Raw genomic sequence first — 20806 nt, 5'->3', positions numbered from 1 at the left:
CCCGCATACGGCCCACACGGCTCCTCTTCCTCCCCCCACCGCACCCGCCCCACCCCCGACTCCCGAGCCGTCGTCCTCGCCGCCGCCGACCCTGCGAACGCATACGGCGCCGCCCTCCCCTGGCCGGATCCCCCGACCGACGCCGGCCACAAGCCGGGCCGGAAGGCGGGCTCGCTGGTGGTTCTCGTCGACGGCGAGCTGACGCTCTACATGGAGCGGGGCGGCAAGACCCTGCTGGCCTGGCCCTCCGACCCGGCCGGCACGGCCACCGACGACCCACGTCTCCAAACCGCCGCGCAGGCCCTCGCCTCGGCGGCCAAAGCAGGCTCCCTCGGCACCGTCACCGTCGAGCGCGTCAACGGCGCCTCGGCCCTGACGTCCCCCATCGGTGCCCTCCTGGAAAGAGCAGGCTTCATCGCCACCCCACGCGGCCTGCGCCTCCGCGCATGAACCCGACAAACCACGCCGCACAACGCGCACCACGCGCCGCGTGCCACCCTTGACCCATGCCCGAAGGAGACACGGTCTGGCAGGCCGCGAGGCGGCTGCACACCGCCCTCGCGGGCAAGGTCCTGACCCGCAGCGACCTCCGGGTGCCGAAGTACGCCACGGCCGACCTCACGGGCCGCACCGTCCTGGAAGTCGCCCCGCGCGGCAAACACCTCCTCACCCGTATCGAGGGCGGCCTCACCCTCCACTCGCACCTGCGCATGGACGGCTCCTGGAAGGTGTACGACAACCACCAGCGCTGGACCGGCGGCCCGACCCACCAGATCCGCGCCATCCTCGGCACCGCCGACCGCACGGCCGTCGGCTACCGCCTCCCCGTGCTCGAACTCCTGCGCACCACCGACGAACACCGCGCCGTCGGCCATCTCGGCCCCGACCTCCTGGGCCCGGACTGGAACCCGGACCAGGCCCTGGCCAACCTCCTCGCCGACCCCAGCCGCCCCCTCGGCGAAGCACTGCTCGACCAGCGCAACCTCGCCGGCATCGGCAATGTCTACAAGAGCGAGCTCTGCTTCCTCCTCGGCGTCACCCCCTGGCTGCCCGTCGGTGCCCTCCCCGCCGACCGAGCCGCGCAACTGCCCGCGTTCGCCAAGAAGCTCCTGGAAGCCAACCGCGACCGCCCGGTCCGCACCACGACGGGCCGCCGAGGCCAGGACCTGTTCGTGTACGGCCGCGCACCCCGCCCCTGCCTCCGCTGCCACACCCCCGTCCGCGTGGCCGACCAGGGCGACGGCTCCCGCGAACGCCCCACGTACTGGTGCCCCACCTGCCAGCGGGGCCCGGCCCCGACCACCACCCCGCTCCGCAGAACACAGCGCCGTACGACTAATTGACGACCCGTCAGAACTCCTCGTACCGTCCCCACCATGCCCCTCAAGGCGTACGACCTCACCGGCCGCACCGCATTCGTCACCGGCGCCGCCAGTGGCATCGGCCGCGCCTCGGCCGTCCTGCTCGCCGCGGCCGGCGCCACCGTGCACTGCGCGGACCTCGACGCACCGGGTCTCGACGCGACCGCGAGAGCCATCAAGGACACCGGTGGCACGGCCCTCACCCACCACCTCGACGTCACCGACCGCGAACAGCTGCACGAGGCCGTCGCCTCCTGCGAGCAGCTGGACGTAATGGCCGCGGTCGCCGGCATCATGCACAGCAGCCCGGTCCTGGAGACCCGGGACGAGGACCTCGACCGGGTGCTGAACGTCAACTTCAGGGGAGTGCTGTACGCCTGCCAGGAGGCGGCCCGTCTGATGCTCGCCCGGCGCACCAGGGGCAGCATCGTCACGATGGCCTCGGGCGCCGTGGACACCGGCGGCCCCGGCCTGCTCTGTTACGGCGCGGCCAAGGCGGCCGTCGTCCAGCTGACGAAGACACTCGCGACCGAGGTCGGCCGGCACGGCATCCGGGTCAACGCCGTGGCGCCGGGCTGGATCCGCACCCCCATGACCGACCGCCACGACACGGAGGCGCAGTCGCACACCGAGTCCCTCATGGCCCGGATGTCACCACTGGGCCGGGTGGGCGAACCGGAGGACGTCGCCCAGGCCGTGCTCTACCTGGCATGCGACGCCTCGTCCTTCACGACAGGCCAGATTCTGCGTCCGAACGGCGGTGTGGCGATGCCGTGGTAGCTGCCGCGGTGGCCTGAGCCCGTGGCGATGCCGCGGTGGCCTGAGCGTGTGGCGATGCCACAGTGGCCCGGGCCGGCCGCCAGGCCGCCGCCCACCGCCCCGAGGCCACGGCGCCCGCGGCCCGGTCTTTCGGCACGCAGTGCACCGGCAGCAGACTCAGCCCCCACCCCCCGGCCGCGACCGCCCCCTCCAGCGCCCCCGCGTCCGACGCCAGCGCGAGCCGCAGCACGGCCCACCACCACAGGGCCCCGAGCCCGAGAACCGCCCCCCAGCGCGCTATCGGCCCTGCCATGGACCCTCACCTCCAGCCCCGACCAGCCCGACGCTAGGCCGCCGCCTCACCCACGGGGAGGGCGCACCGGCGGCACACGGGAGCACCGCCCGTCACTCGGTCCCGGCCGGGCACAACCCAGCTCCACCATGACCGCCACGGACCCCACCGGCAAACGGACCCGAGGCCCCGCCGCCCCGAACCAGAAAAGACCCCCGACCGATCCCCGGCCCCGAAAACACCCGCACAACGCGAAAAACCCCGACCGCTCTCCTCCAGGTCTCCCTGGAGAAGCCCCGGCCGGGGCCTCACACACTTCCTCAGCGCATTCGAGCGCGATCAGCGCACGTCAGCGCAAGCACTTCAGCGTGAGCGTCACGCGGCGACCACGTCGACCGCTTCGGCGGGCGCCTTGATCGTCACCCGTTCCGGTGGCACACCGGTCACCGAGACGGAGCCCAGCATCGGGCGAACCGGCGTCGGCACAGGCTCGCTGGGGGTGGCCGCAGCAGACTGGGCCAGCTCGGCGAGGGCGAGCTCGTCGCTCACTTCTCGCATGAGCTCGGACATCCGTACGTCCAGCGCGTCGCAGATGGCGGAGAGCAGCTCGGAGGAAGCCTCCTTCTGCCCCCGCTCCACCTCGGAGAGATAGCCGAGTGAGACTCGGGCGGACGAGGAGACTTCGCGCAGAGTACGGCCCTGGCGTTGGCGCTGCCGACGCAGCACGTCACCCAACAGGCGACGGAGCAGAATCATCGGTGGCTCCCTCCTCGGACCGCGTAGCCGCATCCTTCTCGCCCCACCGTACCGCCTTGCGCCGCGGCCGTGCGGGGAGCGATGTCGTGTTCACTCAGGGCTGCAAACATCAAAACCCCCCGTTCCGTTCCGTATCCTGTGCCCGCTCATTCTCAGTTCGTTCGCTCGCAAGCCCCTCCAGGAGCAGTGCGAGTACGCTCCGTACACTCTCCATACGAATTTCCGCACGGTCGCCGTTCAACCGCAGCGCGGTCACTTTCCCGCCACCGGTTGCGCCGGAAGACCCCGCGAGGGGCCCGTCGACGGCCACGAAAACCGTCCCGACGGGCTTGCCGTCCTGCGGTTCCGGACCGGCGACTCCGGTGGTCGCTATGCCCCAGTCGGCACCGAGCGCCTTGCGCACTCCGGCCGCCATCAGGCCCGCGACCTGCGGATCCACCGCCCCTCGCGCCGCCAGCAGAGTGGCGTCGACACCCAGCAGTTCACGCTTGAGGTCGGTGGCGTAAGCGGTCACCGACCCCAGGAAGGCCTTGGACGCCCCGGGGACCGCTGTGATTTCCGCCGCAACCAGTCCGCCCGTGAGCGACTCGGCAACGGCGAGCGTCTCACCCTTCACCGTGAGTAGTCGTACCACTTCTACGGCTACGTCGGCGGCTGGGGAACTCACGCTTCCGTCTCCTCCAACGCCGCCTTGCGCTCGGCGATTCCCTGCCGGCGCAGCACAATGGCCTGTCTCACATAGTCCAGCCCGGTCACGACGGTCAGCACGACCGCGGCCGCCATCACCCAGAACCTCAGGGTGGCCAGCCATCCCGTCAGTGCCAGGACGTACATCCCCACGGCCACGCCCTGCGTGAGGGTCTTGAGCTTGCCGCCGCGGCTCGCGGGAATGACGCCGTACCGGATGACGAGGAAACGCAGCAGCGTGATCCCGAGTTCCCGGCCGAGGATGACGGCCGTCACCCACCACGGCAGGTCCCCGAGCGCGGACAGACAGATCAGCGCCGCCCCCATGATCGCCTTGTCGGCGATGGGGTCGGCGATCTTCCCGAAGTCGGTGACGAGGTTGTACGTGCGCGCCAGATGCCCGTCGAACAGGTCGGTGATCATGGCGACGGCGAACGCCGCCCAGGCAAACGAGCGCCAGGCCGGGTCGTACCCGCCGTCGGCGAGCATCAGCGCGACGAAGCCGGGCACGAGGAGCAGTCGGAGCATGGTCAGCAGATTGGCGATGTTCCAGACACTGGCCTGGTTGACGGCGGCGGCCGTCAGCTTGCCGCCACGCGCGGACTTCGAACCGGAATCAGAACCAGAGGCGGCAGGGGCGACAGAAGCGGCAGAGGCACCGGAGACGACACCGGGCTTGGAGGCGGCACCCGAGGCCGCCGTGCCCGCGGCCGCGGGCTTCGCGGCGGAGGAGCCACCCGCAGCGGACGCCGGGACTCCGGTCATCTGTCCGCCTCCTCGCTACACGCGAGCGAGCCCTGCAGCGGCTCGGCCACCAGGTCGACACCTTCCGTACCGACCACCTTCGCCTCGACCATACGACCGACACTCAGTCCCTCGCCGCTCGTGAGCAGCACCTGGCCGTCGGTCTCGGGCGCCTGGTGCGCTCCACGGCCGTACACACCCTCGACGGAGTCCACCGACTCCACGAGCACGTGCATGGTCTCGCCCACGCGCTCCTCGGCCCGCTGCGAGACGAGTTCCTCGGCGAGTCGGGAGACGCGGGCCAGCCGCTCGGCGACGACATCCTCGTCGAGCTTGTTCTCGTACGTCGCCGCTTCCGTGCCCTCCTCGTCGGAGTACCCGAAGACGCCGATGGCGTCCAGCCTCGCGCCGTTCAGGAAGCGCTCCAGCTCGGCCAGGTCGGCCTCGCTCTCGCCGGGGAAGCCCACGATGAAGTTGGAGCGGACGCCGGCCTGGGGGGCCTTGCCCCGGATGGTGTCGAGCAGCTCCAGGAAGCGGTCCGTGTCGCCGAAGCGGCGCATCGCGCGCAGCACGCCGGGCGCGGAGTGCTGGAAGGACAGGTCGAAGTAGGGCACGACCTTGGGCGTGGAAGTCAGGACGTCGATGAGCCCGGGCCGCATCTCGGCGGGCTGGAGGTAGCTGACGCGCACCCGCTCGATGCCGTCGACCTCGGCGAGCTCGGGCAGCAGGGACTCGAGGAGGCGGATGTCGCCCAGGTCCTTGCCGTACGACGTGTTGTTCTCGGAGACCAGCATGATCTCCTTGACGCCCTGCTCGCCCAGCCACCGCGTCTCGTTCAGCACGTCGCTGGGGCGGCGCGAGATGAAGGAGCCGCGGAAGGACGGGATGGCGCAGAAGGAGCAGCGCCGGTCGCAGCCGGAGGCGAGCTTCACCGAGGCGACAGGGGAACCGTCCAGGCGGCGGCGCAGGGGCGCCCGCGGCCCGGAGGCCGGAGCGAGCCCCTCCGGCAGGTCGGACGCGGCGCCGTGCCCGGGGAGCGCTACGTCGGAGGCCGACTGCCGCTCGGCAGGGCTGATCGGCAGCAGCTTGCGCCGGTCGCGCGGGGTGTGGGAGGCGTGGATGCCGCCGTTCAGGATGGTCTGCAGCCGGTCGGAGATGTCGGCGTAGTCGTCGAAGCCGAGTACGCCGTCGGCCTCGGGGAGAGCCTCGGCGAGGTCCTTGCCGTACCGCTCGGCCATGCAGCCCACCGCCACGACGGCCTGGGTTCTGCCGTGCCCCTTGAGGTCGTTGGCCTCCAGGAGGGCGTCGACGGAGTCCTTCTTGGCGGCGTCGACGAAGCCGCACGTGTTGACGACGGCGACGTCAGCGTCCGAGGCGTCCTCCACGAGGGCCCAGCCGTCCGCCTCCAAGCGGCCTGCGAGCTCCTCCGAGTCCACCTCGTTACGGGCGCAGCCAAGAGTGACGAGTGCGACGGTACGGCGTTCAGGCATGGGCTCAAGACTACTTCGTCCCACTGACACCCCACGTCGACGGGGTTGGCCGATCTTGGCCAACCCCGTCCGTACACGCCGCGTCTCAACCGACCTGGGGGTCACCCTTCGTATACGTGAGCCGCTCCACGGCCCCCGGCTGCCAGTCGTCGTCGATCTTTTTGCCGTTCACGTACAGCTGGATGGCCCCGGCGTCGCCGAGGACGAGGTTGACCTTCTCGTTGTCCTGGAAGGTCTTGGACTCGCCCTGCTTGAGCAGCCCGTCGAACAGGAGCCGGCCGTTGTGGTCCTTGGCGGAGATCCAGCTCTTTCCGTCGGCGGCGCTGACCTGGACCGTCACCTTGTCGTGGGGCGCGGCGGCGATGGCGCTGTCCGAGGGGTCCGGCTTCGGATCCTCGGGCTTGTCGTTCTTCGGCGTGGGCGAGGCGGCCTTGCTGGTCGCCGGCTTGGAGCCATCGGCGACCTGCGTCGTCGAGCCGCCGTCGTCGTCACCGCCCCGGAACGCGGTGAACCCGACGAAGCCGACCACGGCGACGATCGCGGCGACCATGGCTGCCGTCCAATTGGGCCCGCGCCGCTCGGGACGGATGCGTTCCGCCTCGAACAGCGGAGCCGCCGGGGTCGGCGCCGGACGCCCGCCGTGATCGTCGTCGTACTGGGCGAGCAGCGGGGCGGGATCCAGACGAACGGCCTTGGCCAGGGTTCGGATGTGACCGCGGGCGTAGACGTCGCCGCCACAGGCGTCGAAGTCGTCCGCCTCGATGGCGTGCACGATGGTGATGCGGACCCGGGTGGCGGAACTGACGTCGTCGACGGTCAGTCCGGCAGCGATACGTGCCTGCTGTAGGGCACGGCCGATCGAGGGGCGGGCTTCCTCACGGTCGTCTTCGAACGGACGCTCGTCTTCAGGGGAGTTGCCGAGGGACACGGGGGCGCCTTTCGAGCGTTTTAGCCGCCTGTGCTGGAGGTTCAGTCTATGGGGGGTACGAAAGGGTGGGGCAACCGGGCGGTCACACTTTGTACGCCATCGGTATGGCCGGACACGCCGAGGGCGGGGCAGGAGCTTTTCGCTTCCCTCAACTTGACGTACGCCGAAGGGAAACGGTTGCTCAATGATCCCTTACGGGTTAGTCACGATCGAACCGCGGCCTTGGGACTCCCTTTAAGCCTCCCCGCGGATCACCGCGAGCACTCCGTCCAGCTCATCAGCCTTCACAAGAACGTCACGAGCCTTTGAGCCTTCGCTCGGCCCGACGATGTTCCGGGACTCCATGAGGTCCATGAGCCGCCCCGCCTTGGCGAAGCCGACCCGCAGCTTCCGCTGCAGCATGGAGGTCGACCCGAACTGCGTGGAGACGACCAGTTCGGCGGCCTGGCAGAGCAGGTCGAGGTCGTCGCCGATCTCCTCGTCGATCTCCTTCTTCTGCTTGGTGCCCACGGTGACGTCGTCCCGGAAGACCGGCGCCATCTGGTCCTTGCAGTGCTGGACGACCGTCGCGACCTCGTCCTCGGTGACGAAGGCACCCTGCATACGGGTGGGCTTGTTCTGCCCCATCGGCAGGTACAGGCCGTCGCCCTTGCCGATCAGCTTCTCGGCACCGGGCTGGTCGAGGATGACCCGCGAGTCGGCGAGCGAGGAGGTGGCGAAGGCGAGCCGGGAGGGCACGTTCGCCTTGATCAGACCGGTGACGACGTCGACCGACGGCCGCTGAGTGGCGAGCACCAGATGGATGCCGGCCGCGCGCGCGAGCTGCGTGATCCGAACGATCGAGTCCTCGACGTCGCGCGGGGCGACCATCATCAGGTCGGCGAGCTCGTCGACGATCACCAGCAGGTACGGATACGGCTGGAGCTCGCGCTCACTGCCCTCCGGCGACTTCACCTTGCCGTTGCGCACGGCTTCGTTGAAGTCGTCGATGTGCCGGTAGCCGTACGCCGCCAGGTCGTCGTACCGGAGATCCATCTCTCGTACGACCCACTGGAGCGCCTCGGCGGCCCGCTTCGGGTTGGTGATGATGGGCGTGATCAGGTGCGGGATGCCCTCGTACGCGGTCAGCTCGACGCGCTTGGGGTCGACGAGGACCATGCGGACGTCCTCGGGGGTCGCGCGGACCATGATCGACGTGATCAGGCAGTTGATGCAGGACGACTTACCGGAACCGGTGGCTCCGGCGACGAGGACGTGCGGCATCTTCGCCAGGTTGGCCATCACATAGCCGCCCTCGACGTCCTTGCCGAGCGCCACCAGCATCGGGTGGTCGTCCTCGGCCGCCGCCGCCAGACGGAGGACGTCACCGAGGTTGACCATCTCCCGGTCGGTGTTCGGGATCTCGATGCCGACCGCCGACTTGCCGGGGATCGGGCTGATGATCCGTACGTCCGGGCTGGCGACGGCGTACGCGATGTTCTTGGTCAGGGCGGTGATCCGCTCGACCTTCACGGCGGGGCCGAGCTCGACCTCGTAGCGCGTGACCGTCGGCCCGCGCGTGAAGCCGGTGACGGCGGCGTCGACCTTGAACTCGGAGAAGACGGTCGTGAGTGAGGCGACGACCGCGTCGTTCGCGGCGCTGCGGGACTTGCCGGGCCCTCCGCGCGTGAGGAGGTCGAGCGAGGGCAGCGAATAGGTGATGTCGCCGGACAGCTGGAGCTGCTCGGCGCGTGACGGCAGGTCGCGGGGCACGTCGGGAGCGGCCTTGGTGAGGTCCGCGACCCCCGCGTCGAGCTTCTCCTGCTTGGGCCGCGCGGCCGGCGCCGGTACGGGAGTCGGCGTCGGAGTCGACTCCTCGCGCTCCCCCACGCTCACGCCCTGGGTGAGGTCGGCGACGATCGGCGAGGGCGGCATCCCGTGCAGCACGGCACCGTCCAGCGCGGCGGCAGCGGCCGCGGCGACGTCCACGGCGTCCAGGGGACGGTCCGGGTCGGGCTGCGGCACCGCGGAGCGCCGGGGGCGGCCACGACGCCGTGAGAGGGCCTCCTGCTCCGCTCCGTCGGGGTCGTACGCCGCGGGGGCCGGGCCGCGCCTGCGGGGGCGCGCGGGGAGCGCGTCGCGCCACTGGTCGTCGTAGCGCTCGTCGTCCTCCCCCAGCTCGACCTCGGCGGGGTCGTGCACGATGCCGAGCCGCACCCCGAGCAGCCGCAGCCGCTGCGGGATGGCATTGACCGGGGTGGCCGTGACGACCAGCAGCCCGAAGATCGTCAGCAGCACGAGCAGCGGTACGGCCAGGACCTCGCCCATGGTGTACGTCAACGGCGTCGCCGCTCCCCAGCCGATCAGGCCGCCGGCATCCCTTATCGCCTGCATGCCCTCACTGCGGGCGGGCGAGCCGCAGGCGATGTGGACCTGGCCGAGCACGCCGATGACGAGCGCGGACAGGCCGATCACGATGCGGCCGTTTGCCTCGGGCTGCTCGGGGTGGCGGATGAACCGGACGGCGATGACCGCGAGCAGTATCGGCACGAGCAGGTCGAGACGGCCGAAGGCGCCGGTCACCAGCATCTCGACGAGGTCTCCGACGGGACCGCGCAGGTTCGACCAGGTACCGGCGGCGACGATCAGGCCGAGGCCGAGCAGCAACAGCGCGATGCCGTCCTTGCGGTGGGCGGGGTCGAGGTTCTTCGCGCCCTGCCCTATCCCGCGGAACACCGCGCCGACGGCGTGTGCGACGCCGAGCCAGAGGGCGCGCACAAGCCGATAGATGCCCCCGGTCGGGCTGGGCGCCGGCTTCGGCGGCGCGGCTTTCTTCGCCGCGGCCTTCTTGGCGGGCGCTTTCTTGGCGGGCGCCTTTTTCGCAGCGGCCTTCTTCGCCGGAGCCTTCGCCGGAGCGGCCGCCTTCTTGGCGGGCTTCTTGGCTGCGGAGGGACGTGAGGCCATAGGTGTGAGGTTACCGGTGGAGACGACAGCGGACACGTGTGCCCACTGCTTCACCCGTTCGTGTCGCCTTTGAAAAGGAGCTGAACTGACGCCCGCTCACGGTCAACGGGTCCCGCGGCACGCGTCAGTTCTGCGACGGCACCGTGGGAGAACTCCCCGTGCCCGGTTCCAGGGCGTCCAGCGCCCGCCGCAAACCCGTGAGTTTGCGTTCGAGATGAGCTGCTGTGGCGACCGCCGCCGCGTCGGCGGACTCGTCGTCCAGCTGCTTCGACAGTGCCTCCGCCTGCTCTTCGACCGCTGCCAGCCGCGCCGACAGCTCGGCGAGCAGCCCCGCGGGCTCCTTCGCCTCCCCGGCCGCCGCCTTGCCGCCGCCACCCTCCAACTGGAGCCGCAGCAGCGCCGCCTGCTCCCTCAGCTGACAGTTCTTCATGTACAGCTCGACGAAGACGGAGACCTTGGCGCGCAGCACCCAGGGGTCGAACGGCTTGGAGATGTAGTCGACCGCGCCCGCCGCGTACCCGCGGAACGTGTGATGCGGTCCGTGGTTGATCGCGGTGAGGAAGATGATCGGGATGTCCCGGGTCCGTTCTCGCCGCTTGATGTGCGCGGCCGTTTCGAAACCGTCCATGCCCGGCATCTGGACGTCCAGCAGAATGACCGCGAAGTCGTCCGTGAGCAGTGCTTTGAGCGCTTCCTCCCCGGACGATGCCCGCACCAGTGTCTGATCGAGCGCGGAGAGGATGGCCTCCAGCGCGAGCAGATTCTCCGGCCGGTCATCGACCAGGAGGATCTTGGCCTTCTGCACCATGGCCCGCCCTCCTCGCCCCGGCGTGGGGCCTCCCCTGTCCGCAGGACTTGGGGTGACGCCCACCGGCGCCGCCCCAGGGGACGACTCCCTTTCGCCGCCCGTCCTTGTGCCGGTCATCGTAGCCGCACCCCGCCCGTCGCCACACCCTGTCACCGTGATGTCACTGTGCACGTAGCAGAAACGCGGCGGGAGACCAGAAGGTTCCCCGAATCCCGTACTTCTACACGGCTTCGGCCACCGAGTGTCAGCAACTCCGGGTACCCGCCGAAGGTTCCCGCCACATCCGCACGAAGCCCCCGCAAAGCCCGACCGATCCCGTCACTCGATTCCGTCACTCGCCACGCATCCACTGCTCCATCACCGTCAACAGATGATCCGGGTCGACCGGCTTGGTCACGTAGTCGGAGGCGCCCGACTCGATCGCCTTCTCCCGGTCGCCCTTCATCGCCTTCGCGGTCAGCGCGATGATCGGCAGTCCGGCGAACTGCGGCATCCTGCGGATCGCCGTGGTCGTCGCATATCCGTCCATCTCGGGCATCATGATGTCCATCAGGACGACCGCCACGTCGTCGTGCTGCTCCAGGACCTCGATGCCCTCACGCCCGTTCTCGGCGTACAGGACGGACAGTCCGTGCTGTTCGAGGACGCTGGTCAGCGCGAAGACGTTGCGGATGTCGTCGTCGACGATCAGCACCTTCTCCCCGCCGAACCGGATGCCGCGGCGCGACTTCGGCACCACCTGCTGCTCCGCCGCCACGGGCCACTGCTCCTGCTGCGCGAGACGCTGCTCGATCTCCGGCACAGGCCGACGACGGCGCCTGAAGAGCGCGGCGGCGCCGTTCTGCGTCTCCCGGTACGACCTCACCTCGGCCGGCGTCTCGATCTCCACGTCGGACAGCTCGGACGGCTCGGGCCGACCCGAGGCCACCAGGTCTCCGGCCTCCAGGGCGGGCGCGAGCTGCTGATAGCCCTGCGGCGGCAGTTCGCTCGGGTGCAGCGGCAAATACAGCGTGAACGTCGATCCGCGCCCGGTCTCGCTCTGCGCGTGGATCTCACCGCCCAGCAACTGCGCGATCTCCCGCGAGATCGACAGTCCGAGACCGGTACCGCCGTACTTGCGGCTCGTCGTGCCGTCCGCCTGCTTGAACGCCTCGAAGATCACCCGCATCTTGCTGCCCGCGATCCCGATCCCCGTGTCCGTCACGGAGAACGCGATCAGGTCGGCGTCCGCGTCACGCAGCGAACCGGCCTCCAGGAGCTGCTCCCGGATCGCCACCGGCACATCCCGGCCGGCGGGCCGGATGACCAGCTCGACGGCCCCGGAGTCGGTGAACTTCACCGCGTTGGACAGCAGGTTGCGCAGCACCTGAAGGAGCCGCTGTTCGTCGGTGTGCAGCGTGGCCGGCAGCTCGGGCGACACCCGTACGGACAGGTCGAGGCCCTTCTCCGCGGTCAGCGGCCGGAAGGTGGCCTCCACGTAGTCGACTAGCTGGACGAGCGCGATGCGCGTCGGGGAGACGTCCATCTTGCCCGCCTCGACCTTCGACAGGTCGAGGATGTCGTTGATCAGCTGGAGCAGGTCGGAACCGGCTCCGTGGATCGTCTCGGCGAACTCGACCTGCTTCGGCGAGAGGTTGCCCTCCGCGTTGTCCGCGAGCAGCTTGGCTAGGATCAGCAGCGAGTTGAGCGGCGTACGCAGCTCGTGCGACATGTTCGCCAGGAACTCGCTCTTGTAGCGCATCGACACGGCGAGCTGCTCGGCGCGCTCCTCCAGGACCTGCCGTGCCTCCTCGATCTCGGTGTTCTTCACCTCGATGTCGCGGTTCTGCTGGGCCAGCAGCTCCGCCTTCTCCTCGAGTTCGGCGTTGGACGCCTGGAGGGCCTTCTGCCGGTTCTCCAACTCCTCCGACCGCTCGCGGAGTTGTTCGGTCAGCTCCTGGGACTGCTTCAGCAGCACCTCCGTCTTGGTGTTGACGGAGATGGTGTTGACGCTGGTCGCGATCATCTCGGCGATCTGGTTGAGGAAGTCCTTCTGAATCTGCGTAAAGGGAGTGAAGGAGGCCAGCTCGATGACACCGAGCACCTTGCCCTCGAACAGCACCGGAAGGACGATCACTTGCGCGGGCGGCGCCTCTCCGAGCCCGGAGGAGATCTTCAGATAGCCGCTGGGCGCGTTCTCCACGAGGATCGTGCGCTTCTCCTCGGCGGCCGTCCCGATCAGCGCCTCACCCGGCCTGAACGACGTCGGCATGGAGCCCATCGAGTAGCCGTACGAGCCGAGCATCCGCAGCTCGTACTGGTCCTCCGCCTCGGCGCTCAGGTCCTTGCCGTCCAGGAGCGGCATGGCGACGAAGAACGCACCGTGCTGCGCGGTCACCACCGGCGTCAGCTCGCTCATGATCAGCGAGGCCACGTCGGCCAGGTCGCGTCGGCCCTGCATCAGCGCGGAGATACGGGCCAGGTTGCCCTTGAGCCAGTCCTGCTCCTTGTTGGCGATCGTGGTGTCGCGCAGGTTGGCGATCATCTTGTTGATGTAGTCCTGGAGTTCCTGGATCTCGCCGGACGCGTCCACGTCGATCTTCAGGTTCAGGTCGCCGCGGGTCACCGCGGTCGCCACGCGCGCGATGGCACGCACCTGCCGGGTCAGGTTCCCGGCCATCTCGTTCACCGACTCGGTGAGGTCGCGCCAGGTTCCGTCGACGTCACGCACGCGTGCCTGACCGCCCAGCTGGCCCTCCGTGCCCACCTCGCGGGCGACTCGGGTGACCTCCTCGGCGAAGGACGACAGCTGGTCGACCATCGTGTTGATCGTCGTCTTGAGCTCGAGGATCTCGCCGCGAGCGTCGATGTCGATCTTCTTGGTCAGATCGCCCTTGGCGATGGCCGTGGTCACCATGGCGATGTTCCGCACCTGACCGGTCAGGTTGGACGCCATCTGGTTCACCGATTCGGTGAGGTCCTTCCACGTGCCGGCCACACCCGGCACCCGCGCCTGTCCGCCCAGGATGCCGTCCGTGCCCACCTCTCGGGCCACCTTGGTGACCTGGTCGGCGAACGAACTCAGCGTCTTCACCATGGTGTTGAAGGTGTCCGCGAGCTGCGCGACCTCGCCGCGCGCCTCGATCGTCACCGTGCGGGTCAAGTCACCGTTGGCGACCGCCGACGCGACCTGGGAGATGTTCCGCACCTGCATGGTCAGGTTGTTGGCCATCAGGTTGACGTTGTCGCTCAGGTCCTTCCAGATGCCCACGACGCCGGGCACATGCGCCTGACCGCCCAGGATGCCCTCGGTACCCACCTCACGGGCCACCCGGGTCACCTGCTCGGCGAAGGAGGACAGCTGGTCGACCATCGTGTTGACGGTGCTGACGAGCTCGAGGATCTCGCCCTTCGCGTCCACGGTGATCTTCTTCGACAGGTCGCCCTTGGCGACCGCGGTCGTGACCTCGGCGATCTGGCGCACCTGGATGGTCAGGTTGTTCGCCATGAAGTTCACGGACTGCGTGAGGTCCTTCCAGGTGCCGGAGACGCCCTGCACCTCGGCCTGACCGCCGAGGATGCCCTCCGTACCCACCTCACGGGCCACGCGCGTGACCTCCTCGGCGAACGACGACAGCTGGTCGACCATCGTGTTCAGGGTGTTCTTGAGCTCCTGGATCTCACCGCGCGCGTCCACCGTGATCTTCTGGGAGAGGTCACCACGGGCCACCGCGGTGGCCACCTGCGCGATGTTGCGCACCTGGGCGGTGAGGTTGCCCGCCATGCCGTTCACGGAGTCGGTCAGGTCACGCCACACACCGGCGACGCCGGGCACCTGTGCCTGCCCGCCGAGGCGGCCCTCCGTACCCACCTCACGGGCGACTCGGGTCACCTGGTCGGCGAAGGCGGAGAGCTGGTCGACCATCGTGTTGATGGTGTTCTTCAGCTCCAGGATCTCGCCCCGCGCGTCGACGTCGATCTTCTGCGACAGGTCGCCCCGGGCCACCGCCGTCGTCACCTGGGCGATCTGCCGCACCTGCGAGGTGAGGTTGCCGCCCATGAAGTTGACGGAGTCGGTGAGCTCCTTCCACGTGCCGGACACTCCCGGCACCACGGCCTGACCGCCCAGCCGTCCCTCGGTGCCCACGTCCCGGGCCATCCGCGTCACCTGGTCGGCGAAGGCGGAGAGCTGGTCCACCATCGTGTTCACGGTGTTCTTCAGCTGGAGCATCTCGCCGGAGACGTCCACGGTGACCTTCTGCGACAGGTCACCGTTGGCCACAGCCGTCGTCACCTGCGCGATGTTCCTCACCTGTCCGGTGAGATTCCGGAACGCGGTGTTGACGGAGTCGGTCAGGTCCTTCCACGTACCGGCGGCCCCCGACACCTGCGCCTGACCGCCCAGTTCACCCTCGACACCGACCTCGCGCGCCACCCGCGTGACCTCGGCACCGAACGCGGACAGCTGGTCCACCATCCCGTTGACGGTGTTCTTCAGCTCCAGCATCTCGCCGGCCACGTCCACGGTGACCTTCTGCGACAGGTCACCGCTGGCCACGGCCGTCGTCACGGCGGCGATGTCCCGCACCTGGATGGTGAGGTTCCGGAAGACCGTGTTCACCGAATCGGTGAGGTCCTTCCACGTCCCCGCCGCACCCGGCACGTTCGCCTGTCCGCCGAGTCGCCCCTCGGCCCCGACCTCGTTCGCCACCCGCGTGACCTCGTCTGCGAACGTCCGCAGCGTCTCGGTCATCTGGTTGATCGTGTCGGCGAGCTGCGCGACCTCGCCGCGTGCCGAGACCGTCACCTTCTGCGACAGGTCACCGCTGGCGACCGCGGTGGTCACCTGTGAGATGCCGCGCACCTGGGCCGTCAGGTTGCCGGCCATCAGGTTCACCGAATCGGTGAGGTCCTTCCACACACCGGCCACACCGGGCACCTGCGCCTGACCGCCCAGCTCGCCCTCCACACCGACCTCGCGCGCCACGCGGGTCACCTCGGAGGAGAAGGACGACAACTGGTCCACCATCGTGTTGACGGTGTTCTTCAGCTCCAGCATCTCGCCGGCCACGTGAACCGTGACCTTCCGGGACAGGTCCCCCTTGGCGACCGCCGTCGTCACCAGGGCGATGTCCCGCACCTGCGCCGTCAGCCGGTACGCCATCGTGTTGACGGACTCGGTCAGGTCCTTCCACGAACCGGACATGCCGCGCACCCGGGCCTGACCGCCCAGTTTGCCCTCGGTGCCCACCTCGCTGGCCACCCGCGTGACCTCGTCGGTGAACGTCGACAGCTGGTCGACCAGATTGTTGACGGTCCGCCCGACCTTCAGGAACTCCCCGCGCAGCGGATGCCCGCTCCCGTCCGGCGCCTGCGTCCGCAACTCCATACGCGGCGACAGATCGCCCTCCGCCACCGCGGACAGCACCCGGCTGACCTCTGAGACAGGCCGTACGAGATCATCGACCAACGCGTTCGAAGCGTCGATGGCGGCCGCCCAAGAGCCCTCGCAGGCACCTGTTTCCAGCCGTTCCGTGAGCTTTCCTTCACGCCCCACCATGCGCCGGACACGCGACAATTCACCCGTCAGATGGAGATTCCGGTCGGCCACCTCGTTGAAGACCGCCGCGATCTCCGACATCACGCCGTCACCGGACACGGTGAGCCGCTTACGGAAGTTCCCGTCCCGCATCGACACGAGTGCCGCCAGCAGCCTGTTCAGGGCGGCCGTGTCCACCGCGGTGGTGCCACTGCGCGGTTTGCGCTGGTTACTCAGGGACTGTCCGCCTTTCGCGCGCGTCTTAGTGCCCCGCGTCGCTGCGCCAGACTCCACTGTGTCCCTCCCGCAGGGGTCGACCGTTACTGCTGTGCTCAGGTATTACTGCTCGGCTTATCGGTTACTGCTGCCTATCCATGCCCGCTGTATCAGGCCACACCCCGGGCTGCTGCCCACCGTGTGCGCGTCACACTCAGCCTGCCAGTACCTTCACCAGAAGCTTGCCCAGTGTTTCACCCTGGCTGAACCAGGCCATAACAGTTCGGCAGCTTCGCACATCGTCCGCACACCCTCCGGACGGAAACACTGCAGACCGGCATCCGCATGGACGGGGAAGGTAAGTAACCTTGCATTCGGCTGTCCAGCCGCGCCGGTTCGTCCGGCCTGGGCGGTGGCACGAGAACGAGCGGGCATCGGAGGGGCGGCCGCACACATGACCACCGGACTGATCCCTGGGGAACAGCCCCCGGACCCCCGGCCGTCCAGCGGACTGCCGCATCAGCGGCACGAGCTTGCCGGCCAGGGAGCCCTGTACGTCGACAACCGGTCGAGGAGTTCTGTGATCACCGCGCGCGCGGCCGCCAGCTTCGAGCCCGTGGGGCGCTCGGTCGCGAGCGCCCGCTCCTTCGTCCGCGACACCCTCCAGGGCTGGGGCTTCGCCGACATCATCGACGACGCCGTGGTCCTCACCAGCGAACTGGTGACCAACGCCGTGGTGCACGCGGGCACCTCCGCGGACGTGTTGTGTCTACGGAGTGACGAAGGCGTACGGATCGAGGTCGCCGACCGCTATCCGGAGCGCGAGATCCCCATGCAGGGCCAGGCCGTCAACATGGGCAGCCCCGACCGCGAGGGCGGCCGCGGCCTCCAGCTGTGCGCGGCGCTCGCCGGCCACTGGGGCGTGGAGTACACGCCCACGCACAAGCAGGTCTGGTTCCAACTCGACCTCCCCGAACGCCCGGTGGGCACCCGCGCCGCAGGCCCCTCGCTGCCCGCCGACCTCCTCCCGCTCGCCGACGGCCGCGTCCGCGTCGCCGTGGTCCAGATCGACCGCACGGGCGCCCTCACGTCCTGGAACGAGGACGCCGAGGAACTCTTCGGCTACGCCGCCGAACAGGTACTCGGCAAACCGCTGACCGACCTCGCCGCCTGGCCGCACACCCCGGGCACCAGCACCGGCATCGCCGAGGCTCTCCAACTCTCTCGCTGGGAGGGCAGTTACGGCATCAGAGCCTCCAACGGCCGCGTCAGTTCCGTGTACGCCTCCCACCTCCGCGTCCGTGACACCGGCGGCGAGCCCTCCACGGTCTGCCTCCTGGTCCGCGACCACGAACGGGCCGTCCTGCAGACCCCGTTGCGCGTCCCGGCCTCCGACACCGGATCCGCGTCCGACGGCCAGAGCACCGATCCCTTCGAGGTGTTCATCGGTTCCCCGGCCCCGGACGACCTCGACGGCCTCCTCCAGCGCACGGTCGAGCGCGCCCGCGACATGCTCGACGGCGACTCCGCCTTCCTGCTCCTCGCGACCGACGACGAAACGGAATTGGAGGTCCGCGCCTCCACCGGCCTGCCCTCCGCCCGCCAGCGCTTCGCCCGCGTCCCGGTCGAGGCGGGCCCCGGCCGCTACGGCTCTGCCCGCATGCCGGCCGTCCACGACGACCTCACGGCCGTACCGGGCGCCGTACCGCTGCTGAGCGGCACCGGCATGCGCTCGGTCGTCACGGTCCCCCTGAAGGTGGAGGGCCGCCTCACCGGCTCCCTGGGCGTCGCCGCCGAGTCTCCCGGCAGATACTCGAACGAAGAGGCTTTGCGCCTCCAATTCGCCGCCGACCGGATCGCGTTGGCGGTCGAGTCCGCCCGACTCGGCGAACTCGAACGCCTGCGCCGAGGCTCCCTGAGCTTCCTCGTGGAGGCCTCCGACCTCCTCGCCGGCACCCTGGACCGCGACCAGACGCTGGCCCTGATGGCCCAGATGACGGTCCCGACCCTGGCCACCTGGTGCGCCGTCTACACGATCGCCGACCAGGCCTCCGAGCCATATCTGTCGTACGTCCTGCACGAGGACGAGGAACTGATCGACGGCATCAAGTCGTTGTTGTCGAAGATCTCCCCGCCCGACCCGGTCCCCACCCCCGGCGCCCGCGTCTGGTCGGCCCCCGGCGAAGCGGCCCACCAAGCCGCGCTGCGCAGCTCCATGCGCAGCCTCGGCATGAGCGGCGGCCCGCCGCACCAGGTCACGTCGGGCATCGGCCCCACCCTCGCCACGGCCTCCGCCGTCGGCGGCGAAACCGTGGTCCTCCCCTTGGTGGCCCGCAACCGAGTCATCGGCATGCTCACCCTCGGCAAGCCCACGGACGAACACTTCCGCCAGGAAATCCTGGAACTGGCCGAGGACTTGTCCCGCCGAGCCGCCCTCGCACTCGACAACGCCCGCCTCTACTCCGAGCGCACGGCCATCAGCCAATCCCTCCAGCGCAGCCTCCTGCCGCCCGAACTCCCCGAGATCGACGGCGTCGAGGTCGAGGTCATCTACCGCGCGGCCGGCGAGGGCAACGAGGTCGGCGGCGACTTCTACGACCTCTTCCCGATCCGCGACGGAGCGTACGGCTTCGCCATCGGTGACGTCTGCGGTACGGGCCCGAACGCGGCGGCGGTCACGGGCCTGGCCCGCCACGCCCTGCGGCTGCTGGCACGAGAGGGCCTCAGCGGCCCCGCCGTCCTGGAGCGCCTGAACTCCGCGATCCTCGACGAGGGCGCCCGCAGCCGCTTCCTCACCCTTCTCTACGGCGAGTTGTGGCCCCAGGAGGACGGGAGCGCCCAGCTGAAGGTGGTCTGCGCCGGCCATCCCCTCCCGCTCCGTCTCCGCCAGGACGGCACGGTCGAACCGGCCGCCGAACCCCAGCCGCTTCTCGGCGTCATGGAAGACCTGGAGCTCTACGAGCAGTCGGTCACCCTCGACCCGGGCGACGTCCTCCTCTGCGTCACGGACGGCGTCACGGAACGCCGTGAAGGCACCCGCATGCTGGGCGACGACGGCCTCGCCGACGTCCTCACGACCTGCACAGGGCTCACGGCGGGCGCGGTCGCCGCCCGCATCATGCGCGCCGTGGAACGCTTCGCGCAGGACGCCCCGTCCGACGACATGGCGATCCTCGCGATGCGCGTACCGGGCCTCCACAAGGACTGAATGAACCGAACAGGGCATGCGAAAGGCCCCCGCCCGGAAGGGCGAGGGCCTTTTCTTCTGGAGCCCCCAAACGGAATCGAACCGTTGACCTTCTCCTTACCATGGAGACGCTCTACCGACTGAGCTATAGGGGCCAGTCACCTTTTCGGGGGTTTTCCCCCGCGGCAACGGAATAGATCATACCCCGAACAGATGCGTGCTCCCAACCGCACTCACGGGCCCTCAGAACGCCGGCTGGAGCAATCCCCCAAGGGCATTGCACGCACCCACGATCCGTTGCATGTCCCGCTTGGTCAACGCGGCATCCACCGGCAGGGCGAGCGTCTCGTCGGCAGCCCGCTCGGTCTCCGGCAGGGACACACACCGACGGTATTCGGGCAGCCGATGCACAGGCGTCTTCACCGGCACCCAGCACTCAACGCCCTTGGCCCGCACGGCCCGGGCAAAGGCATCCCGGTCCGGCCGCCCGTTCCCCGGCACCCGCACGACGTACTGCTGATAGGTGTGCCCGTCCCCGCCATCAGGCGTACGCACGCCCCTCAACTTCGCATCGAGATAACCGGCCCGCTGCCTCCGCTGGGCTATCTCGCCGTACGGCGCCTCGGACTCTCCCTCCTGAAGCACCAGCAGCCCGTGCCGCTCCCCCACCCCGAGCAGCCGCGCCATGTCGGCCGGCCGACCGAAGCGGTGTACGACAACTATGGCCGCCGTCCGCGCAGTTACGGCCGCTTCGACAGCGGACGGGGCGAGGCAGTACGTCACCGGATCTATGTCGGCGAACACCGGAAGCGCACCGGCCAGAACCACGGCCTCGGCGACTTCCACGTTCCCGAAGGCCGGCACGACAACCTCGTCACCGACTCCGACACCGGCGGCCCTGAGCATTGCAGCAGTACCCATGCCGTCGATCGTGGTTGCGCAACGTGAACTTCAAGTGACGCACAACAAAAAAGGGTTGGACCCCGAACCGAAGTTCAGGATCCAACCCTTTGAAGAATTGTTCGGCGGCGTCCTACTCTCCCACAGGGTCCCCCCTGCAGTACCATCGGCGCTGTAAGGCTTAGCTTCCGGGTTCGGAATGTAACCGGGCGTTTCC

General features: G+C 69.3%; 13 protein-coding genes, 1 tRNA gene and 1 rRNA gene. 4 read left to right on the top strand and 11 right to left on the bottom strand.

Features of this window, described 5'->3' with window-relative positions; translation table 11 throughout:
- From ADK57_RS04895 to ADK57_RS04885, 3 genes are all read left to right on the top strand, one after another.
- Window positions 1-450: hypothetical protein (locus tag ADK57_RS04895; RefSeq protein WP_159050011.1), on the top strand; the 450-nt coding region annotated here is incomplete at its 5' end.
- A 56-nt stretch (window positions 451-506) separates the two neighbouring features.
- Window positions 507-1343, top strand: coding sequence for a DNA-formamidopyrimidine glycosylase family protein (locus tag ADK57_RS04890; RefSeq protein ID WP_053748089.1), 837 nt, complete (start codon window positions 507-509; stop codon window positions 1341-1343).
- Window positions 1344-1376: 33 nt separating this feature from the next.
- Window positions 1377-2141, top strand: a complete 765-nt coding sequence (locus ADK57_RS04885; RefSeq protein WP_053748088.1) for an SDR family NAD(P)-dependent oxidoreductase — start codon at window positions 1377-1379, stop codon at window positions 2139-2141.
- 646 nt (window positions 2142-2787) lie between these two features.
- Here the strand turns inward: ADK57_RS04885 and ADK57_RS04880 are convergent.
- The 8 genes from ADK57_RS04880 to ADK57_RS04845 form a co-directional block, all read right to left on the bottom strand.
- Window positions 2788-3168 (bottom strand): helix-turn-helix domain-containing protein, encoded by a 381-nt coding sequence (locus ADK57_RS04880; protein WP_003993396.1) that lies wholly within the window; start codon window positions 3166-3168, stop codon window positions 2788-2790.
- Between the two features lie 109 nt (window positions 3169-3277).
- Window positions 3278-3835, bottom strand: coding sequence for a CinA family protein (locus ADK57_RS04875; RefSeq protein ID WP_053748087.1), 558 nt, complete (start codon window positions 3833-3835; stop codon window positions 3278-3280).
- The gene (gene pgsA / locus ADK57_RS04870; RefSeq protein ID WP_053748086.1) at window positions 3832-4620 is read right to left on the bottom strand and encodes a CDP-diacylglycerol--glycerol-3-phosphate 3-phosphatidyltransferase; all 789 of its coding nucleotides are present in this window, start codon (window positions 4618-4620) and stop codon (window positions 3832-3834) included. The genes ADK57_RS04875 and pgsA overlap by 4 nt, the downstream gene beginning before the upstream one ends.
- The gene (rimO, locus tag ADK57_RS04865; protein ID WP_053748085.1) at window positions 4617-6089 is read right to left on the bottom strand and encodes a 30S ribosomal protein S12 methylthiotransferase RimO; all 1473 of its coding nucleotides are present in this window, start codon (window positions 6087-6089) and stop codon (window positions 4617-4619) included. The genes pgsA and rimO overlap by 4 nt, the downstream gene beginning before the upstream one ends.
- Before the next feature lie 85 nt (window positions 6090-6174).
- Entirely contained in the window at window positions 6175-7017 is an 843-nt protein-coding gene (locus ADK57_RS04860) for a helix-turn-helix domain-containing protein (protein WP_053748084.1), read from the bottom strand.
- A 234-nt stretch (window positions 7018-7251) separates the two neighbouring features.
- Window positions 7252-9960 (bottom strand): DNA translocase FtsK, encoded by a 2709-nt coding sequence (locus ADK57_RS04855; RefSeq protein ID WP_053748083.1) that lies wholly within the window; start codon window positions 9958-9960, stop codon window positions 7252-7254.
- 124 nt (window positions 9961-10084) lie between these two features.
- Window positions 10085-10768: a response regulator gene (locus ADK57_RS04850; RefSeq protein ID WP_053748082.1), complete on the bottom strand. Its 684-nt coding sequence runs from the start codon at window positions 10766-10768 to the stop codon at window positions 10085-10087.
- A 331-nt stretch (window positions 10769-11099) separates the two neighbouring features.
- Window positions 11100-16580, bottom strand: coding sequence for a HAMP domain-containing protein (locus tag ADK57_RS04845; protein ID WP_107091476.1), 5481 nt, complete (start codon window positions 16578-16580; stop codon window positions 11100-11102).
- Window positions 16581-16956: 376 nt separating this feature from the next.
- Here ADK57_RS04845 and ADK57_RS04840 point away from each other — a divergent pair, with 376 nt between their 5' ends.
- Window positions 16957-19710: a SpoIIE family protein phosphatase gene (locus ADK57_RS04840; RefSeq protein WP_053748080.1), complete on the top strand. Its 2754-nt coding sequence runs from the start codon at window positions 16957-16959 to the stop codon at window positions 19708-19710.
- A 58-nt stretch (window positions 19711-19768) separates the two neighbouring features.
- Here the strand turns inward: ADK57_RS04840 and ADK57_RS04835 are convergent.
- From ADK57_RS04835 to rrf, 3 genes are all read right to left on the bottom strand, one after another.
- A tRNA-Thr gene (locus tag ADK57_RS04835) sits at window positions 19769-19844 on the bottom strand.
- Between the two features lie 88 nt (window positions 19845-19932).
- Window positions 19933-20595, bottom strand: coding sequence for a DegT/DnrJ/EryC1/StrS family aminotransferase (locus tag ADK57_RS04830; RefSeq protein ID WP_053748079.1), 663 nt, complete (start codon window positions 20593-20595; stop codon window positions 19933-19935).
- Between the two features lie 114 nt (window positions 20596-20709).
- A 5S ribosomal RNA gene (gene rrf, locus ADK57_RS04825) occupies window positions 20710-20806 on the bottom strand; the annotation flags it as partial.

Origin of the sequence: Streptomyces sp. MMG1533 (assembly GCF_001279775.1) — a bacterium.
Lineage (GTDB): Bacteria > Actinomycetota > Actinomycetes > Streptomycetales > Streptomycetaceae > Streptomyces.
This window is presented reverse-complemented; position numbering and strand designations above follow the sequence as displayed.